The organism is Myroides sp. C15-4 (genome assembly GCF_050522745.1).
Lineage (GTDB): Bacteria > Bacteroidota > Bacteroidia > Flavobacteriales > Flavobacteriaceae > Flavobacterium.
This window is the reverse complement of record NZ_JBMVQX010000003.1, coordinates 111015-134512: the sequence shown is the minus strand read 5'-3', so window position 1 is coordinate 134512 and position 23498 is coordinate 111015. Positions and strand designations below refer to the sequence as shown.

At 38.0% G+C, this 23498-nt stretch carries 22 protein-coding genes and 1 tRNA gene; 11 read left to right on the top strand and 12 right to left on the bottom strand.

Features of this window, described 5'->3' with window-relative positions:
• Positions 1 to 121: 121 nt before the first annotated feature.
• Entirely contained in the window at positions 122 to 1645 is a 1524-nt protein-coding gene (locus ACPDHL_RS02510) for a RagB/SusD family nutrient uptake outer membrane protein (RefSeq protein ID WP_430531224.1), read from the bottom strand.
• Between the two features lie 3 nt (positions 1646 to 1648).
• Positions 1649 to 4696: a SusC/RagA family TonB-linked outer membrane protein gene (locus tag ACPDHL_RS02505; protein WP_430531223.1), complete on the bottom strand. Its 3048-nt coding sequence runs from the start codon at positions 4694 to 4696 to the stop codon at positions 1649 to 1651.
• A gap of 537 nt (positions 4697 to 5233) precedes the next feature.
• Between ACPDHL_RS02505 and ACPDHL_RS02500 the strand changes: the two genes are divergently transcribed.
• The 3 genes from ACPDHL_RS02500 to ACPDHL_RS02490 all read left to right on the top strand — a co-directional run bounded on the left by ACPDHL_RS02500 (position 5234) and on the right by ACPDHL_RS02490 (position 8239).
• The gene (locus tag ACPDHL_RS02500) at positions 5234 to 6103 is read left to right on the top strand and encodes a helix-turn-helix domain-containing protein (protein WP_430531222.1); all 870 of its coding nucleotides are present in this window, start codon (positions 5234 to 5236) and stop codon (positions 6101 to 6103) included.
• 66 nt (positions 6104 to 6169) lie between these two features.
• Positions 6170 to 6886 (top strand): ankyrin repeat domain-containing protein, encoded by a 717-nt coding sequence (locus ACPDHL_RS02495; RefSeq protein ID WP_430531221.1) that lies wholly within the window; start codon positions 6170 to 6172, stop codon positions 6884 to 6886.
• Positions 6887 to 6898: 12 nt separating this feature from the next.
• Entirely contained in the window at positions 6899 to 8239 is a 1341-nt protein-coding gene (locus ACPDHL_RS02490) for an amidohydrolase (protein WP_430531261.1), read from the top strand.
• A 90-nt stretch (positions 8240 to 8329) separates the two neighbouring features.
• Here the strand turns inward: ACPDHL_RS02490 and ACPDHL_RS02485 are convergent, their stop codons facing one another.
• From ACPDHL_RS02485 to ACPDHL_RS02475, 3 genes are read right to left on the bottom strand one after another with little or no spacing between them, the layout of a single operon-like run.
• A complete protein-coding gene (locus tag ACPDHL_RS02485) occupies positions 8330 to 8674 on the bottom strand; it encodes a DUF2853 family protein (protein ID WP_430531220.1) in 345 nt (114 codons plus the stop codon).
• Positions 8675 to 8733: 59 nt separating this feature from the next.
• Positions 8734 to 10386: a 2-succinyl-5-enolpyruvyl-6-hydroxy-3-cyclohexene-1-carboxylic-acid synthase gene (gene menD / locus ACPDHL_RS02480; protein WP_430531219.1), complete on the bottom strand. Its 1653-nt coding sequence runs from the start codon at positions 10384 to 10386 to the stop codon at positions 8734 to 8736.
• 57 nt (positions 10387 to 10443) lie between these two features.
• Complete coding sequence (locus tag ACPDHL_RS02475; protein ID WP_430531218.1) at positions 10444 to 11034, bottom strand: glutathione peroxidase; 591 nt, start codon at positions 11032 to 11034, stop codon at positions 10444 to 10446.
• 393 nt (positions 11035 to 11427) lie between these two features.
• Here ACPDHL_RS02475 and ACPDHL_RS02470 point away from each other — a divergent pair, with 393 nt between their 5' ends.
• The gene (locus ACPDHL_RS02470; RefSeq protein WP_430531217.1) at positions 11428 to 12192 is read left to right on the top strand and encodes a tetratricopeptide repeat protein; all 765 of its coding nucleotides are present in this window, start codon (positions 11428 to 11430) and stop codon (positions 12190 to 12192) included.
• Positions 12193 to 12226: 34 nt separating this feature from the next.
• Positions 12227 to 13348 (top strand): OmpA family protein, encoded by a 1122-nt coding sequence (locus ACPDHL_RS02465; protein ID WP_430531216.1) that lies wholly within the window; start codon positions 12227 to 12229, stop codon positions 13346 to 13348.
• Positions 13349 to 13360: 12 nt separating this feature from the next.
• On the opposite strand, the gene ACPDHL_RS02460 is transcribed toward ACPDHL_RS02465, so the two are convergent.
• From ACPDHL_RS02460 to ACPDHL_RS02430, 7 genes are all read right to left on the bottom strand, one after another.
• Positions 13361 to 14701 carry a serine hydrolase domain-containing protein gene (locus ACPDHL_RS02460; protein WP_430531215.1) on the bottom strand — a complete coding sequence of 447 codons (1341 nt, stop codon included), beginning with the start codon at positions 14699 to 14701 and terminating at the stop codon, positions 13361 to 13363.
• A 151-nt stretch (positions 14702 to 14852) separates the two neighbouring features.
• Positions 14853 to 15473, bottom strand: coding sequence for an outer membrane protein (locus ACPDHL_RS02455; protein ID WP_430531214.1), 621 nt, complete (start codon positions 15471 to 15473; stop codon positions 14853 to 14855).
• A 1132-nt stretch (positions 15474 to 16605) separates the two neighbouring features.
• Complete coding sequence (locus ACPDHL_RS02450) at positions 16606 to 16812, bottom strand: hypothetical protein (RefSeq protein WP_430531260.1); 207 nt, start codon at positions 16810 to 16812, stop codon at positions 16606 to 16608.
• A gap of 127 nt (positions 16813 to 16939) precedes the next feature.
• On the bottom strand, positions 16940 to 17548 hold the full coding sequence (locus ACPDHL_RS02445; protein ID WP_430531213.1) for a thioredoxin domain-containing protein: 609 nt from the start codon (positions 17546 to 17548) through the stop codon (positions 16940 to 16942).
• Positions 17549 to 17937: 389 nt separating this feature from the next.
• A tRNA-Ala gene (locus ACPDHL_RS02440) sits at positions 17938 to 18011 on the bottom strand.
• 14 nt (positions 18012 to 18025) lie between these two features.
• Positions 18026 to 18568 (bottom strand): NADPH-dependent FMN reductase, encoded by a 543-nt coding sequence (locus ACPDHL_RS02435; protein WP_430531212.1) that lies wholly within the window; start codon positions 18566 to 18568, stop codon positions 18026 to 18028.
• An 85-nt stretch (positions 18569 to 18653) separates the two neighbouring features.
• On the bottom strand, positions 18654 to 19451 hold the full coding sequence (locus ACPDHL_RS02430; protein ID WP_430531211.1) for an META domain-containing protein: 798 nt from the start codon (positions 19449 to 19451) through the stop codon (positions 18654 to 18656).
• A gap of 220 nt (positions 19452 to 19671) precedes the next feature.
• On the opposite strand from ACPDHL_RS02430, the gene pyrR reads away from it, so the two are divergent.
• The 6 genes from pyrR (at position 19672) to ACPDHL_RS02400 (ending at position 23497) form a co-directional block, all read left to right on the top strand.
• Complete coding sequence (pyrR, locus tag ACPDHL_RS02425; RefSeq protein ID WP_430531210.1) at positions 19672 to 20220, top strand: bifunctional pyr operon transcriptional regulator/uracil phosphoribosyltransferase PyrR; 549 nt, start codon at positions 19672 to 19674, stop codon at positions 20218 to 20220.
• 21 nt (positions 20221 to 20241) lie between these two features.
• Positions 20242 to 21168: an aspartate carbamoyltransferase catalytic subunit gene (locus tag ACPDHL_RS02420; protein WP_430531209.1), complete on the top strand. Its 927-nt coding sequence runs from the start codon at positions 20242 to 20244 to the stop codon at positions 21166 to 21168.
• A gap of 29 nt (positions 21169 to 21197) precedes the next feature.
• The gene (locus tag ACPDHL_RS02415; RefSeq protein ID WP_430531208.1) at positions 21198 to 21539 is read left to right on the top strand and encodes a ribonuclease Z; all 342 of its coding nucleotides are present in this window, start codon (positions 21198 to 21200) and stop codon (positions 21537 to 21539) included.
• Positions 21540 to 21634: 95 nt separating this feature from the next.
• A complete protein-coding gene (locus tag ACPDHL_RS02410) occupies positions 21635 to 22543 on the top strand; it encodes a ribonuclease Z (protein ID WP_430531207.1) in 909 nt (302 codons plus the stop codon).
• Positions 22544 to 22559: 16 nt separating this feature from the next.
• Positions 22560 to 23207 (top strand): pyridoxamine 5'-phosphate oxidase, encoded by a 648-nt coding sequence (gene pdxH / locus ACPDHL_RS02405; RefSeq protein ID WP_430531206.1) that lies wholly within the window; start codon positions 22560 to 22562, stop codon positions 23205 to 23207.
• An 11-nt stretch (positions 23208 to 23218) separates the two neighbouring features.
• Positions 23219 to 23497: a hypothetical protein gene (locus ACPDHL_RS02400; RefSeq protein WP_430531205.1), complete on the top strand. Its 279-nt coding sequence runs from the start codon at positions 23219 to 23221 to the stop codon at positions 23495 to 23497.
• Position 23498: the final 1 nt, after the last annotated feature.

Here is a 23498-nt window from a genome sequence, read left to right as displayed (position 1 = left end):
AAGCCCCAATAAGGATTCGACTTATTGGGGCTTTTAGGTTGTGAATTAACTGGGCTATTTTGCAAGGAAAAACGCTAGTGTAGTAAACATATTTGATCGTTAAAATACCCATCAAAAAATATTAGTACCCTTTGTTTTGGTCAATTTTACTAGTATTGATCTCATCAAGTGGAATAGGAAAAGCTAATTTTACTGATCCATAAGGTATTCCATCTCGAAGTTGTGGTGTGCTGGCTAGGTTTTCTCTGTTGCGCATTTGATCTTCGAATCGAAAACCTTCAAAAACAAATTCTTTACGTCTTTCAGTTAAGACATCAGCCAAAGTAAGTGTATTGTATTTCTTTGCTGGATTTCCTTGATAACGCTCAGCCGTAATTTTGTTCAAAAGCACTAAGGCTGTACTTTCTTCTGTTTGAGAACGGACAGCTGCTTCAATAAAATTGAAAACGAGCTCTTCATAGCGCATGATTCTGATGTTAGCACTATTCACAGTATACTTACCAAAATTGCGATAATGCTCAACATTATAGCGAATGGCTGGATCAACAGGATCTTTTCCTTCCAGCTCGCTAGCTGTTAGTTTGATATACTTGTTGGGACCTGTTTTTTTGTAATTGCCCTTGGCATTTTGAGTTAAGTTGTTATACCCTTGCATGGCTGAAGAGGAACGAATATCAGTTTGATCTTCAAACAAATCTTGTAAATTATTTCCGAGTCCCACGATATCGCCATAGCCTTGGTAAGAATAAATGCTGTGTAGTGAATTATTCTCTGGATTCTTGACCTTGTCTTGTGCCAATTCAAAAACCGAATTACTTTGAGGATCTTCCGCTCTAAACGAAGAAACATAAGCACTTCTCGGTATAATTTCCCCGCCTAAAGCCATAGCAGCCTTTGCACTTTCTAAGGCAATTGTGTAATCACGAGCATCAAAAGCACCAAAGAATAAGGCAACTCTTGACTTTATACCATATATGGATTGGGCGGTAAACCGTTTTTTATTTGGAGCATCCTTATCTGCTGCTTGTAAGGCCGTATCTAAGTCGTTATAAATGTGATCTCTTACTTCTCTGACAGTTAGACGTTTGTAATTTTTGCTATCTAATTCGCCAAAACGCGTGATATAAGGAATACCTAACCCTGCTAATCCGCTGTTGTCTACATAGTGTTGACCATAGAGGCGCAACAAGTCGAAATGCGCTAAGGCGCGAATGGCGTAGGCTTCGGCTTTGCCCTGTTGTATGGACTTTTGATCCCCAGTTTTAATAGTCGATCCTATTGCTAAATTAGCAGAACTAATTACCTCGTAAATTTTCCTCCATGTATCCCGAGGATTGGGAAGTGTAGGGGTTAAATTAAAGGAGGTGACATGTTGAAAGCGGTTTGAAAATCCAGCTGCTGCATAGGCATTATCACCTCGAGCTTCACTGTATATAATAATATCGCGCCCGTAGTAAGTCGCATGTGTCATCCTGTAATAGGCACCCGATACTGTTGCACGTAAATCCGTCAGTGTTTCAATGGGTTTTGCTTCAATATCGCGCCCTCCTTCCAAGGTGGCATCTAAGCGATCATCCGAACAGCTAATTAGTCCCCAGAATAGGAAAACTATAGATAAAATAGCGGGTGTGTTTTTTTTACTCATTTTTTAAAACTTAACATTAACTGAAAAAACAATTGATTTTATAGGTGGCGTAGTAAGGGTGATAAATCCTGTTGCACTAACTTCCGGATCGTAGGTTAGTCCTTTGTCCTTTACCCAAGTCCACAAGTTGGTGCCAATGAGTGCTAAGGTAACGTCATCAAGACCTAGTCTCTTGGTCGCTTTGGAATTAAAAGTATATCCTAAGGTGATATTTCGCAATCGGATGTAATCACCATCATATAAGAATCGGGTGGAAGGGCTGGTAAAATTTCTATTACCTCCTGTTGCTGTATATTCGATAAGAGGAACATTAGTAATATCGCCTGGTTTTTGCCATCGATCTAATACTTCCGCAGTAGAATTGGAAGAAATTATCGTACCTGTAGTTTTTAGTGTTCTAGCAACCTGCTGATCGTATATTTTATGTCCACCCGTAAAAGTAAATAAACCGTCTAAATAGAAACCTTTGTAGTCGAGGTGTATGGTCGCTCCAGCAGTCAATTTAGGCAGTGCACTTGCTCCTTGAAATCTTGATTCAGCCTTGGCGTAATCTGATGTTTTTTGATTATTTGCGTCATACCATAAAGGTTGTCCTGTTTGAGTATCAACACCTGCCCAAGTTGGCATATACCATTCGGATGCAGTATGCCCTTTAACATCGGCAGTATACGTTTTATACTCTGCTATTTCTACCCCATCAAGTAGGGGCATAGCCGTGATTCTATTGCGTACGGTACCTAGGTTAATGCCTAATGCTAAGTTTAAGTCTTTAGATTGAATGATTGCTGCATTTAATTCAACTTCGAAACCACGATTGTTCATGGCTCCCATATTCATCAGTTGTGACTCAAATCCAGTCATTTTAGACAGAGTTTTTTGGTACAATAAATTAGATGTTTTACTGTCAAAATACGTTACCCCTAACAAGAGACGATCCCGAAAGAGACCCAACAAAAAACCGAAATCTAACTTTTGTTGTTTTTCCCAACTAAGAGGTCCGCCAATTTGAGTGGGAATTAAAGCCGCTTCACCATCATAAGAAGCAATATTGGCACGACGCACATATTGATTTGGACCAATTTGTGAGTTGCCATTGGTTCCATAGGAGCCTCTGAAACGAATTGTTGATAGGGTTTGTTGATGAGTCATCCAATCTTCTAGGTGCATGTTCCAAGCTCCACCAACTGAATAAAAATAACCAATGCGATTGGTGAATTTAGATGATCCTTCACGTCTACCACTTACGTCTACTAAAAATCTGTTTTGATAGTTGTAATTAATCATTCCCACATACCCCAAGTTCGAATCATCCAAAAATTCGTATGTCGTATCCTTATTCGCTGCCGCTGCTTCTAAGGTTTCAAATCCTGCTAATATAATTTGCCCTGTGCTTACTAAAAAACGACGTTTAGATTTTTGATATTCTAGGACTACTTTTGTGCTAAATTGATGGTTATCGCCTACGTAAAATTTATAATCTAATCCATTTTGAACCACATAGTTGAAGTTTGTTCTAACTGCTTTAGCTGCAGTTCCTCCATAATTCTTACCATCTCCATGAATGGGATTTCTGTATTGAGAAAAATCAGCTAAGGTGTAATCTAACGCAAGGGAAGATGTGAATTTTAAATCATCGGTTATTGCGTAACTGATAGTATTAGCGTTGATTACTCGCGTGATATCATTTAAGGTTTGGTTGTTTTTGGTTGTGTACACTACATTGGGAAATCCTGTACTGGGAAAGAAGAATGAACCATCCAGATTGTATACAGGCTGCCAAGGATTCATTACTAACTTAACGTAATTGGGATTAGATAAATAATTGCCTCCTTCGAGAATCCCATTTTGTTTGGTATTCGTCACTTTGATGCTAGTATTAAATTCAAGGGTATTGGAGATTTTTTGCCTATAGCTCAAGGAAGCGCCAATGCGTCTGAAATCTACGCCAATTACGGTTCCTTGGATTTTGTCATGGGATAAGGAGGCGTAAAAGTTATGGCGATCACTTCCCCCTGTAGCAGCGAAACTAAGACTTGTTAAGGGGGTGTCACCATATTCGATTTCTTTTCTCCAATTGTTATTGGGACGACCTGCATCAATCCAATTGCCATAATTTCCTGATGTAGAAAAATTTGTAGCCGCATAAACAGCTGCCTGATCACGGGAGAAACCAGCTGACTCCCCAAAGGTGTTGTACAAGCCATCTAAAAATATTTCTTCTTTTTCAGTTGAAGTAAGTACAGCTGTCCCTTTTACTGCGTTACTTTGAAAGCCTACACGACTGCTGATATTAAATTTTGTAACTCCTGTTTTGCCGCGTTTTGTTGTGATTAAGATTACACCATTCGTACCCCGTGCCCCGTATACAGCTGTTGCACCTGCATCTTTTAATATGGTCATGGACTCGATATCGGTAGGGTTTATTGTCGCTAATAAAGACAAAGAGGTGGAAGGAGCAACACCACTTTGATTCCCTCCTGCGAAATCCACATCGTACATCGGTATGCCATCAATAACGTATAAGGGCTCATTCGTTGCTGTCATCGAATTGCGTCCGCGAATGCGAAGGTTTTGTCTTGCGCCTGGTGATCCAGATGAGGCAGACACTTGCAGACCTGCCACTCGCCCTTGTAAGGCTTGATCTGCTGAAACCATCGGTGTAGCCACCAAGGCCTCTTCTTTAATTGCCACTGCGTTTCCCGTTATTTGATTCTTTGCCTTCGCTTGCCCATAGGCTAGAACAACGACTTCATCCAGCATCTCTTTCGAGGCGACCATCGTTACATTGTATGTGGTTGTACGCCCTACTTTATATACCACTTCTCTTAATCCAATAAAGGTGAAAGAAATTACATCTCCTTCTTGCACTCTCACTGTATAATTTCCATGTAAATCAGTTTGTGTACCCTCTGTTGTACCTTTTATAACAACCGTCACCCCAGGTAAAGGTGTCCCTCCCTCAGAAACTACTCCCTTTAGCGTTTTTTCCTGAGCAAGTGAAAATTGTACCAACAGCAACAGTACTAGGGGCCATTTTAATTTTAATCTCATTGCTTATTTTAAATTAATTAGGAAACAAACTTAAAAAACGAAACTAAAGTTAAAATGCTATTTCGTGTAATTAACAAGTAAAAAAAGGGTGTATCTTAAATAATTGCATAAAATAATTATTAAATAGCAATAAATGAAGTTAAAATAATTGAAATTTAACTAAATGTAATATGCTTGTTTTTCCTTTGAAATGAAAGTAAGAAGAAGGTATAAAAGAAAGAATAAAAGGAAATAAGGAGGGAAAATACAAGGGTTGAAATTCTTATAGCTAAAGTTTTACACGATACCCAATACGTTTGTTGTCAAAAAGAAAGACTTGGAGAAGGGTGTAAACAAATGGCATCCTATTCTTGTTTGTTTTACTTGTAAGCGTGGGGACATGTGCTGCTATTTCTAGTATACACCGTTAAAATAGAGGCTGCATGCTACATTGTTGAGCTTAAAAAAACAGCTTTTACTACCAACGAAATGATGAAGCAAATTTTATTTTGATTACCTTGTTGGGATGAACAGCAATAAAAAGCAAAGCAGCGTCAGATGAAACAAACAAAAGGCATAGAAACGTGGAGTCGTGCAAAAATAATAGGAGAGGAAACGTGGGATATTACGTTATTTGAACATACCGAAAAGGGATTAAATGATCTACAGGTCCCGCATAAGCACGATTTTTACCTAATTCTTTTTGTTGAACAAGGAGAAGGTATTCATGAAATTGACTTTACCTCTTTAACCGTTCAGCCCTATCAAATTCACTTTCTCCGCCCTCAACAGGTTCATTATTGGAAGCTTTCTAAAGAGACCAAAGGATATCAATTGATGTTTTCTGCTAGTGCGATACACCTGATTAATCAGCTGAGTGCTCTTCCTTTTTTTCAAATTGACGTACCACCTGTATTGTCTTTAGCCCCTGACGAATATGGAGAGATTCATCAAGAGTTGAAAAAACTACAGCAAGTATTGCCTCATTTGGATGCTATTGGTCAGGAAATTAGCGTGTTGCAGTTCTTTTTGTTGTTAAAAAAAATACAGCGTTACTACCTCAAAGCCCATGAGGTAGAAGCACAAGGTCCTGATCGAAATGTACAAGAATTTAAATCCCTACTGGAAACCCATTTTAAGACACAAAATCAGGTGTCCTTTTATGCAGATAAGCTTCATATTACGCCCAATTATCTCAATATACGAACCAAAAAGGTATTGGGAATTTCGGCAAGTCACGTGATTCAGCAACGCATTATTCTCGAAGCTGAACGCTTGTTAATTACAACCGATTTATCAATTAAAGAAATCGCCTTTGAACTGGGGTTTCACGATACGGGCTATTTTAACCATTACTTTAAAAAATGGCGAAATAAAACCCCAGGGCAGTTTAGGGATAGTTATAATATCTACAATAAAGCATGGTAAATACACAACGACAGGTTTTATCAATAACGCTATATTTGTAGGATGTAATTTTAATCTATGTAGTTTATGATCAGACCAGTAACTTATAGTTTGTTGTTGATATTTTCCGTAGGACTGTCTACAAATCTGACAGCAAGCTGTTCGAATAATGACAATAACAAGTTAGAAAATACGACAACTACTATGGAGACCGATTTATTTAAAGCTGTTGAGAACAATAATTTAGCAAGAGTAAAAGAAATAGTAGCGACTTCTCAGGTTAATCTCGAAGCGAAAAACGGCAGAGGAGAAACCCCGTTGATGCTAGCTACTTATCGCCAATACAATGCTATTGCTTTTTATCTAATTGATCAAGGAGCCAATGTAAATACCCAAGATAATAACCTCAATAGTCCGTTTTTATATGCTGGAGCAGAAGGAAATCTCGCCTTGGTGAAAAAAGCATTGGAACATGGGGCAGATTTTACGGTTTTTAATCGATACAATGGAACGGCTTTGATTCCCGCAGCAGAAAAAGGACATTTAGACGTGGTAGAAGTATTGGTTCAAACGCCAAACTACCCGATTGATCACGTGAATCGCTTGGGATGGACAGCGTTAATGGAGGCAATTGTGCTGAGTAATGGGGGAGCCGTACATACCGCTATTGTTCAAGCCTTAATTGAAGGGGGAGTAGACGTCAACATCCCTGATCACGACGGTAAAACGCCATTGTATCACGCCAAATCGAGAAAGTTTACCCAAATAATTGCCTTGTTAGAAGCAGCTGGAGCACATATATAGTCTAGAAAAATGATGAATAGAAAAGAGTTTTTAAATTTAACTACGGCAGCCACAGGTGGCTTGTTCTTTGCAGGTGGAAGTTGGGCAAAAGAAAAAGAGAGTGAAAAAGACAAGGAATATACGGCGAATACAGACGCCTTTGTGCTGTGTAATGTACGTTTAGAAGAAGGATTTATTTACAACGATTTTGGGCAAGTAAAAGCAACCCAAACGGGTTTGTATGACTTGCACATTCAAGGCGGTCAAATAAAAGCGATTAAGGCTGCACAAGGAACTGCCTATACCGGTGTTGTTTTTGATGCCCACGGCAAATTGTTACTACCTGGATTGCGCGATATGCATATTCACATTGACAAAACATATTATGGCGAACCTTGGCAAGCAGAACCTGTTCGTGCTAAAACGGTCAAAGATATGATCGATTTAGAACGCAAAATACTCCCTGAATTACTGCTTCACTCCACAGAAAAAGCAGAACAAGCGATGGCGCTAATGAATAGCAAAGGAACCTATTTTGCACGTTGTCAGACTAATGTAGAGCCAACCAGTGGGTTGAAAAGCTTGGAGCACCTGCAAATCGCGCTGAACAACAAGAAAGAGGATATACAAACGGAGATCGTGGCATTTCCACAACACGGTATTCTCTATTCCGATTCCGAAGGACTGTTGCGCGAAGCAGCACAGATGGGAGTGGATTATATAGGGGGATTGGATCCAACAACTGTGGATGGAGATATGAAAAAATCTTTGGATATCCTGTTTCAAATCGCTTCGGATTACAATAAAGGAATAGATATTCACTTGCACGAAGGAAGGGCAACGGGATTGCCTGCTATTGAATATATGATCGAAAAAGTGAAAGAGAATCCAGCTTTGCAAGGAAAAACATATATTAGCCATGGATTTGCTTTAGGGCAATTGGATGCCAAGGAAACGCAGGCTATTTGCGAACAACTAGCGGCGGTGAATATAGGTGTTATTTCTACAGTACCTATTGGAAAACTGAATATGCCAATCCCAAGTTTTTATGAACACAAGATCACTTTGATGACGGGAACCGATAGTATTATTGACCATTGGTCTCCCTTTGGATCCTGTGATATGCTGGAAAAGGCAAAGTTGTCCGCTGAATTATATGGCTGGCGAAATGAATTTAATTTGAGTAGAGCGTTGCAAATTGCAACAAAAGATCAAAAATTACCGCTGAATGATCAAGGGCAACAAGTATGGCCTTTAGTGGGAGATGAAGCGAGTTTTATTTTGGTAGATGCTTCTTGCTCTGCAGAAGCAGTGGCGCGTACGCCACAACGAGAAGCAGTATTTAATCGCGGTAAATTAGTGTATCGCAACTAAATAAATAGCGCAAGCTAGTGTTATAGGAGCAACAAACAAAAAAGAGCAAGTCGATACTTGCTCTTTTTCTATTTTTTGACGGAAGTCTTTTTATTTTAAATACACAGATTCTTTTTTGAAGTGAACCGTTAAAAGGTAGTACAAAACTGCTCTGTATTTGTGCTTATTCGAAACACCATACTGTTCGATTACTTTTTTCAATCCTTCATCTAATTTAGCATCATCTTTTAATCCTAATTTTTTAATTAAAAAATTTTTGCGCACCGTTGCCAATTCCGATTCCGATGAGCTTGCTACAGTAGAAGAATCTTGATTGTAGATGGATGGTCCACAACCAATGGTCACTTTCTCCAATAGTTCCATGTTGGGTTTCACGCCGCACTTATCCTTTAAATCTGCCGCGTACTTTTCAATTAATTCAGCTCTTTTACTCATAATTTTATTTATTTGTTGCTACAAGTTACTAAAAATAAAAGAGATAGTGATCGAAAAAATCACAAATTGCGATAATAATTTTTAAATACTTCGTCATTTAAAAAAGTAGGGGTTTGTACCTCTAAAATAGCAGGACGATCAGTAGTTTGAAAAAAGGCAGTTGCTGCGGTTTTCAAGGTTTCTTTATCCGTGGCTTGAAAGTAATCAAATCCATACATGGCCGCTAAATGGGTTGCATTATATTGATGATTGGTTTCAAAATAGGTATTGAACACCTCATTTTCTTGATGACCAGGTAGGGTTCTGAAAATACCACCACCACCGTTATTAATCAGGATGATTTTAAAGTTTTTTGGGATATAGGAATTCCATAGGGCATTGCTATCATAAAAGAAGCTGATATCACCCGTCATGAGTACGGTTGGTTTTCCCGAAGCAAGGGCAGCTCCAAGGGCAGTGGAAGTACAGCCATCTATGCCACTTGTACCTCGGTTGCAAAATACTTCAATACTCGGATCCACAGGAACGAGCTGTACATAGCGAATAACTGCACTGTTGCTTACTTGCAATTGACTAGCTGTCGGCAACTGTCTAACCAAGTAATCAATGGCTGTAAAATCCGAAAAAATAGCTTCGTTAATCAATTGATTGTGTTTCGTATCTCGGGCGTGCATTAGTTCATGTGCCTTGTCACGGTATGTAGACGATACTGGTTGTACAGTCGCTGTTAGCTGGGTAAAAAACGACTGAGGATCTGTGTAAATTCGATCCGTTAAACAATCATAAGTATCGTAATGGCGTAGGGGATCTACATGCCAATGTTGTTTTGGACGATATTGACGCAAGAATTGCTTGATTTTTTTGCTTACAACCATACCGCCAAATGTCAGTAAAATATCGGGTTGTAGCGCTTGTAATTCCGTTTCATTCATTGGAATAACCAAGCGATCAATGGCGTTAATTACGCTGGGGTCGTTAATATTACTCAGTGTTTCCGCTAAAAATAAAACAGATTCATCGGCAGCTAATCGAGTGATGATTTCAGCTGTAAGAGTATTTGGTGCACAAGCACCTACGAGAATAAGCTTTTTTGTTGCTTTTTCCCAACTTTGCGTATAGTTTGTGTACTCAACAGCCGCCGCAGTAGGGACAACAGGTTCTACTACTGTTGGATGAACAGTTTGTTGTGTTGTCGTTTGATACAACGGTTCTTCAAAAGGCGCATTAATATGTACAGGGCCTTTTTGGGCAATTGCGGTGTGAATAGCCGCTTGGATCAATTGATCATTGGCAGTACTCGCTTCTTCTGTTAGATTAGCACTGTATAGAATATGATTTTGATACACGTTTTGTTGTCTGATGGTCTGTCCATCTCCAATGTCAATTTTGTGGAGTGGTCGATCTGCGGATAACACAATCAAAGGAATTTGGCTGTAAAAAGCTTCAGCAACAGCAGGGTAATAGTTTAAAAGTGCTGATCCTGACGTACAAACAAGAATAGTAGGACGATGTGTTTGTTGTGCAAGACCCATGCCAAAAAAGGCAGCACATCGTTCATCAGCAATGCTGTAACAAGTAAAAAAAGGATCGTTGGTAAAGCCAATGGTCAAAGGAGCATTACGTGATCCTGGTGATATAACAACCTGAGTTAGATTTTTTGCTTTACAAAGCGAAATAATGCTTTGAGCTAACTGTATTGAAGGATAAACCATAGTAATTTCAAAAAGCTAAAATTACGAATAAAATTACTATGGCATCCGTCTTCTAGCTTATTTCTTTTTAATCCAATCCTTGATTTCTGTATCGTTTGGAAGTATTCTAGGATTGATTACTTGGACAATATGTCCTTTTTCATCGATCAAATATTTCTGAAAATTCCACTCTACCGTACTGTCTGCAAAACCATTCAGGCTCTTTTGCGTTAAGAATTGATAAATAGGAGCCATATCTTCTCCTTTTACAGATATCTTTTCCATCATCGGGAAGGTAACACCAAAGTTGGCTTTGCAAAAAGTAGCAATTTCAGCATTGGAGCCCGGTTCTTGATTCCCAAAATTATTCGCAGGAAAACCGATGATTACAAAATCATCTCCTCCAAATTCTTCGTATAACTTTTGTAATTGTTCATATTGAGGTGTTAACCCACATTCTGATGCCGTATTGACAATCATTATTTTTTTTCCTTTTAAGGAGGCAAAGTCAAAATCAGTTCCATACAAATCCTTTACCTTAAACTGGTATATGGTTTGTGTGTTTTTTGAAGTTTCTTTCATGGTTGCTGTTTGTTTTACGTATTCGTTCGCTTTTACAATGGATGGGCTGAGTGCTAATAAAGCAAATGCCAAGACATAATTTTTCATTCGATGATTTGCTTGAAGGATTTACTCGGAGGTAAATCATGTTTTTTTGATGTATTAAAATTACGAATTGATTTCTTAATTACTAAGGATTTAACGTTTAAAAAAATAGAGCTAGCGTATCCTTCCTATTTCGTACAAAAGACTTGTAAATAGTTGATTCGTACGGTGCATATGGAGAAAATAACAGTAAAATAAAAAAGAACAACCCTCTTTTTTGGAGATTAAGACTAAAATATATTAAAATTAGAAGAATCATAACAAAAGGTGACTGTTGTTGATTATTGTTTAAAAACAGAAGTTAGCCGTGTTAATTCGTTATTAAATCCACAGGATAATGACAATGTATCCCTCTTGAGTTGCGTTAGTTTACAAGAAAAGTGAACAACTAGACGAATGAGAAGAATCGCAGTACTATTCTTTCTTGTGCTAACCCTAACAGCACAAGGAAGACGAAAACCCAGTGTAAAGAAGGCAGATCGGTATTTTGCTAAGACAGCATACTTCCAAGCCAAGGAAGAATATACACGTCTGTTGAGGGGGAGACATACACCGAAGTACATCAATCAACAAGTAGCTTTGTGTTATGATCACTTGGGGCTTGCTGTTCAAGCTGCGCAGTTTTATGCAAAATCGATAGAACAAGATCCCAATTTACCAGTGGAATGGTACTACCGTTTGGCTTATAATCTCAATAAAAATGGTCGATATGAGGCAGCAGAAGCTGCGATGAGCACCTTTGCCAATAGGGCAACGGAAGACCCTAGAGCGCATTACTTTTTGCAGCAGGCTAAAGCCTATCCAACACAGGGGAGTACTCCTTCCAATTACTATGTGGAAGAAGCGGGAATCAACGATTTGTTTTATGGAGATCACAGCCTGTCCTGGTCTACAACCGATACCTTGCTCTTCGTTTCTAATCGAACCAAATACAGCCAAAAGTGGTTACGCCGCCTTTTTGAAGCACGTGAAAAAGGAACTCAAATGCCTAATACCGCCCTTTACGAAACACGGTTACTAGCGAAAGATGAACCGTTGCGTGAGCACCATATACTGAGAGGGCCAATTAATCGGCGTTTTACAGAAGGACAAGCCACTATGCATACTGGGGGGGAATTTGATCTATTTTACCTCGGAAAGTTACCGCAATCGCAAGTTTAGAAAGAATAAAGCGGTGAAAAAACGCCAAGGACGGATGGGGTTATTTTGGGCAGAACGCAAGGGGAAAAAGTGGAAAAAAATAAAGGTATTGCCTTTTGTACAAGCGGAATATACCTATGTGGATCCTTTTGTAACTCCTCAAGGAGATTACCTGTATTTTGCGTCTGATCAAGCGGGAACTGTAGGCGAATTAGACCTGTGGCGCGTGGCTATTCTAGAAGACGGAAAGACTTTTGGAACACCTGAAAATTTAGGTGCACACATCAATACAGGATTTAATGAACGTTACCCTTTTATCAGTGCGGATCGCATCTTGTATTTTACCTCTGATCGCTGGGGAGGCTATGGTGGTCTGGATATTTATGCCTTAGATTTGAAAGATGATACCGCACAACCCAAGAACCTTGGTGAAGGGATTAATACACCCAAAGACGATTTTAATTTTGTGTATAACAGCACGCTTGATTATGGTTTTTTGTCGACCAATCGCATTGGAAGACAAGATATTTACCGCGTAAAACCCAAATGTGATGCAGAAGTTAAAGGAGTAGTTAGGGATGCAGAGACACAAGCGAAGTTAACGGAGGTAACAGTAGTACTCATTGATGCCTCTCGCCAAGTGTTAACCCGTCTTCAAACCGATCGGGAAGGGCAATTTACAGCTGTTTTGCCTTGTGACAAAACCTATCAGATCCAAGTAGTAAAAGAAGGCTATTACGATAAAGAAGAAGAACATAGAACACCTAAAGAGGCTGAAGCTGTCCTAAATATTTCCTTGAAAAAACAGGAAAAACTCCATATCCAAGACAATAAGATCCTTGTCAACGATATCCCCTTTGCCTTTGATCAAGCGACTATCACCACTGAAGGAGCGCGAGAATTGGATCGACTTGTTGCGCTGATGGTAGAAAATAAAACCATGCGCATTTTAATTGTGGCCCATACTGATCGAGTGGGAAAAGAAAAATACAATAAAAAACTAGCTCAAGCTAGAGCAAAGGCCACAGCCCAGTACTTGTTTGATCATGGAATTGCTCAGGATCGCGTAGAAGCGAAAGGCGTAGGGAGTAGCGAACCTAAAGTAGATTGTAGTACCTGTACAGAGTTCGAAGACCAACAAAATAGACGTTCTGAATTTATCATTCTCCAACCCTAAAGAAAGGAAATTCTATTTTTTCGTTTCTATTTTATTCAAGGTAAAGTTGGCTTTTAGCTGTTGCACTGACACTTGGTTGCTTTGGGGGAGGAAGCTATAAGTAACCGTTCCCTCCGGCGAGCGGAACGTGTTTTCGCCTACAGCATCCAATAAAGCATAGCGATTACAACCTGAAGGTTTTAAAAAGAGCTTGTTCTTTTCAATGACAAATTCGATCGTAAGATCCAATTGAGCATTGTGATAGGATCCTACATACTGTTGTAATTGCTCAGGGGTTACAGGAATAGTTTCAAATTGAGGCAACGTATATTTTTTGGCGTAGAGAATCGCAAGCAAGGCATCAAAGAGCTGGTAATGAGAAAAAGCAGCGCCATTAATTGCGTAAACAACGGTTAGTTTTTCCGCTTCATTATAGTAAAGCAAAGAAAAAGAGCCGAAGGTCCCCCCCGTATGTCCAACAAAATTTTTCTTTTTGTATAGGTAATACATCATACCACGACCGTATTTCTCTTTGAATGGAACAGGTTTCATACTTGCTAAACTACGCTTAGAAATCAGTTTGTTTGAAAATAACGCTTGATTGAATTGAGCCAAATCATCGACAGATGAAATAAGATCATTGACTCCATTGGTGTTTTCAAAGCTAATCTCATCCATCACTTCCCATTGATCAAATAATTGATAGGACTGTACGGGATAAGGCAACACATCACTAGCCGTATAGGTGTTTTGTAACTTGATCTTTTTGATGATGTATTTTTTTACAGCTTCGTCATAGCTCATCTGGCGTTGTTGTTCGACTATTCGCGCTAAGAGGTAATACCCCGTATTAGAAAAGAAAAAGTTTTTCTTTTTTAGACCAAAATGCGGTGTTCCCTGTTGGGTGATATTGTCGTGAATCGCCTGTTCTGTTTGGGCTTCTTTGAGCCAGTAAAAGTCGTCCTCATAGCAGGTATAATCGTCTAAGCCACTGGTGTGACTGAGTAAATCGCTGATTTTTACCATAAAGAGATTGGGAATATTGATCGACGGAAAATAAGAAGCTACGCGATCGTCTAGCTTGAGTTTTCCTTCATCAATCAATTGGTAGACCAAAACCGCAGTAAACATCTTGGTAATTGAACCAATGTGATACAAATGCGGATCTTGTTGATCTTCCCCCACCAATTGATGTCCAAAATCATTGCGATATAAGACTTTGTTGTTTTTGTAAATCGCAACAGAACCAATCCCCCTTTGAAAAGAATTGATGCGCTGAATGTATTCGTCTGCTTTTTGCGTATTGAATTTTTGGGCTACGGAAACCGTAGTAAACAGCGAACAAACAAAAAGGAGCAACAAGTTAGATTTCATGATGAGGTATTGATGGTGTTTTTCAAATATATCAAATTAATTGATTTTTTCCATTTAGAGTAAAAGGAAAAGAGGGTTTAGCCCCACTCCTGGTAGGAAGATTAATCTTACGACCAGCAGTGGGGCTAAATCTACCTGCTTTTGCTGTGATTTATCTGAAGGTATAAGCTACACCTAAACTAAGGGAATTCATTTTCCACTTTATATCGGAATCTTCCATGTCATTGAGGTTGCTAAGACCAAGGCTATACTTGAGGTTGAGGTCGATGTTATCTGTAAATCGATAACCAACGCCAGCAAAAAGACTGAAGTCGAGGTATTTAATTCCCTCTGGAAAGAAAGTAGTTCCTGTCTCTTTTTCGTTAAAGGGATTGTTTCCATACATTATAGCACCTAAGGTTCCGCCAAGAAAGGTTTTAAACTTTTTCTTAAAAGTATAATGTACACTGATCGGTTCAATTAACATCGAGTGAAGAACAAAATTTTCGCTGTTTTCTTTTAGATTAGCCCCCATATTGGCATAGCCTAGTCCAAATCGAAGAGCCCATTGATCATTGATTTCTTTGTATTGATAAAGAGCTAAATAGAATCCCACGCGTTCGTTCGCTTTGACTCCATTGATGTTGGAAACTAAGGGTCCCCCTTCAATACTGTAATCACAGTCAAAGCATAAAAAGCCAGTGCCATAGTGACTACCAAATCCATATTGAGCCTGAGCAGTTGAAATAATAGCAAAAAAGAAAAGTAAGGTAAGGTGTAATTTTAATTTCATAGGTAATAAGTGGTTGGTTAAAAAAGTTTCATTTGTAGTAAGGAGAAAAAGGATTGTATTTCCTCTTGCTTGTTGGACAATTTATTTTTTGCTGTTGTATAAATGAGATGAAGTTGTTGTTGTAAATAGCTAGAATAGAATGAATAACGTTTTTTATTTTTTATACGTAACAAGGGAATGAATAATACAGTAAACATAGTTTTTTTGTTAATTAATACAAATTATTCCGTACTATTTTTTAGTAAATACAATCTGTTTTGTTTATTTCTGATTATTTGTTAGTTCTTGTTGCTTTTTATTTGTTTTATTTCCGTTTTACTGCTTTTATTCGTATGTCTTAGGTGTTTTTTGTTTCAGTTTTAAAGTGAGGTGTTTTTTGCTAGCAATGATTTTAACAAGAAGTGTAGTTTTACTGTAAATAGCACCAATTTTATCTTGTTACCTTTAAGTAGGGTAAATCAACGAGCCGAGGAGAAAATTAGCACGGCGTGGTAAAGTCTTTTGGATTTTACCACCACATACAAAAGAAAAAACGCAAGACTACGAAGTAGCGCTTGCGTTTTTTTATGTGGATTGCATAAAGTAATCGGTTTATATTTACTGGTTTCCATTTAACTCCGATGGCGCGGATTGCAAATCTAACGTGCGGATTGCCGTGCGATCGGGATCATCTAAAATTCCTCTTTTAATTTCTGCCATACTTTACTTTGTTTACTGTTTACTATGTTTTACCATCGTTCTTTGCTAATCACAAGCTACATGAATAAACTACAAACCTACATCAGTCGAAATTAACCTGCAATACCCCCTTTCCTTATATGGAAAAAGAAAGCTCAAATGGCTTTATTTGGCTCTATATGAAAAGCGTAAACAATTGTTATTCAGTTGTTTGTTTTGTTTTATTTTAGTTTTGTTTGGGGTTTCTTCGGTAAACATGCGTATTTACGGGGGATTACCCTTCATTTACCGAACAAAACCCAAAGAAAACCCGAACAAAACCCAATCCATTTCCGTTTTACTGCAAGAAATTAACCACTTCTTTTTCTTCTAACTTCATGTAAAAACAAAACTCCGATGGCGCGGATTTAAGAGGCAAGTCCGCGCGATCGGGTGTGGACAGTTGATGTATTTTTTATTCTTGTTGAACGATAAACATATTGAATATCCTATATTCAACAATATTGGCATTACCATTTTTATTAGGGTTAGTTTTTATAAAATTGTTTTCCTCATTGGGAGGATGGGCTCTTTGTTTGGTATTTTGCCAATGTTCTGGTTTAAGGAATAAACCTGTGGCAAATTGTTTTCTTTGTTCTTTATAGGTTAACCTACAAGTAATAGGGGGCTAAGCCTTGCTTATTGGTTCTACTCCTAGAAATAATAAACAGTAGGTTTAATTTATGTAGTTCCATCGTTTGTTGGATTTAGGGTATAAAAAAACTACCTGATGAGGTAGTTTTTAGGTATTAATGTTCTTTTACATAGCTATCTAGCCCTTGAAATAGAAGGTTTTCCATTTGTGTTGGACCAAAAAAATGCGTGTTTACTCCATTTTCGTAGATTAAATTGATAGGTAAACCAAGTGTATCTGCTTTAATATTTCGATCTTTAAGAAAGCTGCCAAGCATTCTATGATTGAAAGGATCTATTAATTTATCATCCCCCATAAGTTGATAGGTTTTATCTATATTTAGTTTTTTCATTTTGTCTAAGACTATTTTGTTTTGAGCTATTGTTACTTTGTCAAAGTTTACAAAAATGAGATTAATGTTTCGGCTAGCTGCATATTTTTTTAATGTTGGTATCTCTTTTAAACAAGACTCACACCAGCTTGCCCAAAAGTTCACCATTGTTTTGGTAGTGGTAGCTTGTGTTATAGCATCATATTGAGCAATAGAAATACGGTCTATTGTTTTCGTTGCAAGTGCCTCTTCAACTGTTTCTTCAGAAATAAGCGAAGATTCAGCAGTCCCACCTGCTACTGTTACATTAGTAGAAAACCAATAGTATATGATTCCCCCAGCTACAGCTATAGTAAAAATGATTCCTGCTAAGAAGTAAAGTGCTTTTTTCATAATTTATTATTTAATGGTTATACTATAGGTAGTTTGTTTTTTGTATTTGTTACAGTATGGTATTTTTTTTAGTATATTATTATTTTTGATAAGAGGTTATTAGGGGTTTTTAGTGTTATTTTATCTTAATGGATAAAGAGGGAATGTTCATTTATGTCCTATAAAATGGTGCTTGGTAATGATTTTAGTAGTGTACTGGATGGTAAAATGCTATTTGCATGTAAGAAAAACTTATTTGGAGATAAATAGTTGCAACCTCCACTCAAAACATGCAACCTTTAAATCAGTATAGTATGTAGTATACAAAATTAGATGTTGAGGTAATCTGCTGAATAACTGAGGGATAAAAACAAAAAAAGCCACCATACAGGTAGCTTTTTGTATAAAAGTGGAGAAGATGGGGCTCGAACCCACGACCTCTTGACTGCCAGTCAAGCACTCTAGCCAACTGAGCTACATCCCCGACCTTGTTCTTTTTTATCGATTATTGCTTTCGATCAAAAGTTGCGCTAACATACTCATTTTTTTTCGATATACGTCAGATAATTCATTATTTATATACAAATCCATATTACTAATAGGGATGCTATAAGGTAAAGACCAGGCTCTTAATGCTTTAGCAACATTGTCTAAGGCTTGGATCCCTTGCATGGCTTGATTGCCTGCAGACCAACAGGTAAAACCAACAATTTTATTGGTTAAATACGCTGGTGTATCACGTGCGGTTAATTCTAGCCAATCCAAGGCATTTTTCATTACACCAGTCATTCCTCCGTGATATAAAGGTGTTAACCAAATCATGACATCCGCAGCGCGGAAAGCCTCGATAAAGCGAGTAACATCTTGAGGAGGGGTTTCCATGTGTTTTGCTTGGAATATAGGGATCTGATAGTCAGATAAGTGTACTTGTTCTACCTCTAGATTAGCCTTTATGAATTCGTCCGCATAGAATTGTGCAATACGTCGTGACGTTCTAAAAGATTCTTCGTCCAAAGAACCATTAAAAATTAAAGCTTTCATAAAACTATTTCTTGTTTTTTTACGGCCTAAATTTACGATAAATATTTGTGATGCGACTCTTTTACCGCACTAAAATCACCTTGTGTTATTCGGATACGAATTGCTTGGGAATGAAACCAAACATCAAGAGTAGGTTGTTGTCTTGGTATAAATTCAGGGTTTGTTCGGCTACATCAAAGGAAAAAGTCTCCCCGTCTATGAGGTTGATAAAATCTTTTTCTACTTGTTTTCGACTCGCAGATGCGCAATCTTTTTTCTGGAGTTCCAAATCGATAAACTGTATCTTGTTAAAAGACTTATTGATGGCTATTTTTCCTGTAAAATAGCTACATCCAGTATAACCAGAAACCGTATTGTCTTTAAAATTAAAGGTAAGGTATGGATGGTATACGCGATCGCTATTTCCCTTAAACTGAATCAATTTCCACGCAAAACGCTCGATGTAGTTGAGCAGCGGATTCTGTGGTTGCATCGAAAAGACAAAGGTTTGCTTCTGTTCATTGACCAATGACAGTACCCCTTGATCAGTAGTAATGCGCAGTTTTTGATCGCTCAAGGCAGCTAAGAACGCCTTTTCAAAGACTGTTACATTTTGGGTACACAGGTTGTCATTGACGATGATTTTATCCGTGCGTAGTTGCGTATAGTGTTTGCGTTCTTTTATTTGTCTGATCGGTAAAATATAGGTATTACACCCTCCAAAACCTTTAATTTCATACTTCAGGGTGTTAATTTGCAGGGTGGTTTGCCTTTGAATGGGCAATGTATGGCTAGTTTTCGTTAAGATCCAGGTCGTGTTTAAAATCGAATCTTGCGGTATTTGAGCTAGGCTCACACTGCTAAAAATGGACAAAAAGAACAGAAAAAAGTAGTATTTATTCATGGTTTGAGCAGTTTTTTTAGGCTCTTAAAGATAGTAAATTAACTTTTGAAATTGCGTTTTTTCGAATAGTTAACAGCATCCTAACATTTAAAAACGAAAATCAAAGGTCACAAGACAAACCAAAAGGAGCGTGATTTTATCTTTTTAAATTATTGAGGATATATTGTGAGGGTAGCATAATTAATTGTAATTTTACCTCCCAAACACAACTCTTTTTTATATGAATCCAAAAGTATTACTTACTTCAAAAGAGATTGATATTATTCTTCATCGTTTGGCCTGTCAGTTGGTAGAAAATCACCTTGATTTTTCTGACACCTTACTTATTGGTATTCAACCCCGTGGTAAATACCTTGCCAAGCGAATTCAAGCCATTTTAGAGAAAGAGTACGGTATTGTAGATGTTCCCCTGGGATATTTAGATATCACCTTTTTCCGCGATGATTTTAGGAGAAATCAAAAGCCACTTGAAGCTAATCGAACTGAAATTGATTTTCTTGTTGAAGATAAGAAAGTCGTTTTTATTGATGATGTTTTGTATACAGGTCGTAGCATCCGTGCTGCCTTAACGGCTATTCAGTCATTTGGACGACCAGCAGAAATAGAATTATTGGTGTTGATCGATCGAAGATTTAGCCGTCATTTGCCTATTCAACCCGATTATAGAGGAAGGCAAGTAGATGCTTTTGATCGTGAGTCAGTACGCGTACATTGGTCGGAAGACGGGACAAGCGACTGTATTTATCTGGAAGAATTTGATCATAATTAATCGGAAAACGGACTTGAAGTAATGAAAGAATTAAGTGTAAATCACCTATTAGGAATAAAATATATAAACAAAGACGATATTGATTTAATTTTTGAAACGGCCGATCACTTTAAAGAAGTAATCAATAGACCCATCAAAAAAGTACCTTCATTAAGAGATATCACGATAGCGAATATCTTTTTTGAAAACAGTACACGAACGAAATTGTCTTTTGAATTAGCACAGAAACGCCTCTCAGCAGATGTGATTAGTTTTTCTTCTGCACAGTCTTCCGTTAAAAAGGGAGAAACGTTAATCGATACAGTTAATAATATTTTAGCAATGAAAGTGGACATGGTAGTTATGCGTCATAGCAATCCAGGAGCCGCTTATTTTTTGTCTAAAAACGTAAAAGCAAGTATTGTTAATGCAGGAGATGGTGCACACGAACATCCTACACAAGCGCTACTTGATAGCTATTCTATTCGCGAGCGATTAGGGGATGTAGCGGGTAAAAAAGTAGTGATTGTCGGGGATATCTTACACTCACGCGTGGCGCTATCAAATATCTTTGCCTTGCAAATGCAAGGAGCAGAAGTGCGTGTTTGTGGCCCCAAAACATTGATTCCAAAACACATTGAAAGCCTAGGGGTAAAGGTGGAATCCAACTTGAGAAAAGCACTAGCGTGGTGTGACGTAGCCAATATGTTACGCGTGCAAAATGAACGCTTGGATTTTAGTTACTTTCCCAATACGCGAGAATATGCACAACAATTCGGATTGACAAAAGAGATTTTGGATTCCTTGGATAAAGAAATTGTGGTAATGCACCCAGGGCCAATCAATAGAGGGGTAGAGATTACTTCAGATGTAGCTGACTCACAACAATCTGTGATTTTGGATCAGGTAGAAAATGGAGTAGCCATCCGCATGGCGGTGATTTATCTTTTGGCATCAAAGATTAAATAACTATTTTAGTGCGATCAAATTAGTATATAATGAAAGTTACAGAAAAAGGACATACCAAAGTAATCCAAATCGGAACGGATACTGTTACAGCAGTATTGCAAAAAATAACAGAGCAGTATCAAGCGCAGTTTATGGCTTTTAACCTCGTAATTGACCTAGCTGACTCACAAGAAGAGGTGACCGAGGACAAATTAACAGAAATGGAAGCCTTGGCTGTTGAGCATATGGAAGAGGCAAATAAATCATTTGTCATTGTAACGGAGGCTGTGAACTTTAATGATTTTGATGGCGATCTCATTGTGGTTCCAACAAAACAAGAAGCTTTCGATTTGATCGAAATGGACGAAATACAACGCGATTTAGAAGTATAAGAAAATAGAAAAGGCTTACGTAATTAAGCCTTTTTCTTTTGTATGCTAGGGGCTTTTTTGTAACTTACAAGCACAAATTATAAAATTTTGATCCATTGAAACTTACTATATTAGGTTGTTATGCCGCAACACCAAGATCGATGACCAATCCAACCGCTCAGGTTTTAGAATTAAATGGCCATATGTTTTTGATTGATGCAGGTGAGGGAACTCAAATTCAATTGCGAAAGAATAAGATTAAGTTTCAGCGAATTAACCACGTCTTTATCTCTCATTTACACGGAGACCATTTCTTTGGGTTAATCGGATTGATTTCAACCTTTTCCCTATTAAACAGACAAAGTGATTTACATGTATATGGTCCTAAAGGGATTAAAGAAATTATACTGTTACAATTGCGATTGAGCAATTCGTATACAGGGTATGGGCTGTATTTTCACGAGTTAGAAAGCAAAGAAAGTGAGGTTGTGTTTGAAGATGAACGCGTCATTGTACGCACGATTCCCTTAGACCATCGCGTGTATACCAATGGGTATTTGTTTGAATCGAAACCAGGTGATCGAAAGTTGAGAATAGGAGCCATTGAAGATTTGGGTATTGATCGCTGCTATTATCAAAAAATTAAACAAGGAGGTAATATTACCTTAGATGATGGTACCGTGGTGCAAAATAAAGATATTACCTATGATCCTGCGCCAACAGAAAGCTATGCTTTTTGTTCGGATACTTACTATTCAGAAGCGATAGTACCCATTATTAAAGGAGTTCACGCCTTATATCACGAAAGTACATTCTTAGAGTCAGAAGCCCATTATACGGAGCGCACCAAACACTGTACAGCTAAACAAGCTGCTGCTATTGCTAAACTTGCTGAGGCTGAGGTGCTTATTTTAGGGCATTATTCCACGCGTTATACGGATATTACTGCTTTTAAAACAGAAGCAGAAGAAGTTTTTGATGGAACGATACTAAATGCCGATGATGGTGTTATCTTTGACCTTTAATTCATAATTCTAGACCATGAGTGATTTAAGTAACTATAGAAAATCATACGAAAAACAAGTATTGATTGAGACTGAAGTGGACCAAAATCCCATGATGCAATTTCGTCATTGGTTTTGTGAAGTGGAAGACTTCGGTGGCATTGAGGAAGTTAATGCCATGACCGTTTCATCTATTGGATTGGATGGTTTTCCAAAAGCAAGAGTCGTTTTATTGAAATCCTATGATGAGAATGGATTCGTCTTCTTTACCAATTACAATTCGGAAAAAGGAAAAGCGATCTTAGCAAATCCACAGCTGTGTTTGTCTTTTTTTTGGCCTTCAATGGAGCGTCAAGTAATCATCAAAGGAATTGCTAAAAAAGTATCAGATCAACAATCTGATAATTATTTTGATAGTCGTCCGTTGGGTAGCCGTTTAGGTGCTATGGTATCCAATCAAAGCCAAGTGATTTCTTCGTATGAAGAACTCGTACAAGCATTAAAAACACTGGAAGATACCGCTGTTGAAGGAGAAGTAAAACGCCCAAAACACTGGGGTGGATTTTGTGTTGAACCCGTGAGTATTGAATTTTGGCAGGGAAGACCAAATCGCTTACACGATCGCATTCGCTATACTCTTACCGAAGATCAGTTGGATTGGAAGATTGAACGCCTAGCCCCTTAGATAGAAAACACATGAAATTACAAAAAATAGTACTCCCACTTCTAGTCGTTGCCTTTATGATCTGGGCCTTGATGGAACAAGCATCAGAACAACCTAAATTGTGGGTGCAAGTAATCGGCGTGGCCTTATTCTTTTTAGCTATGGCACGTCTGATGCAAAAAACACCGAGCAATGCACCGAAACAGCCTTTAGTTGTTCGAACAGATCGTCAACCAAAGCAAGAAGAGGATGTTGAAGAAGTGGAACAAACGTATTCCATAACGGAAGTTAATAAAAAGAACCCCAAGTAAA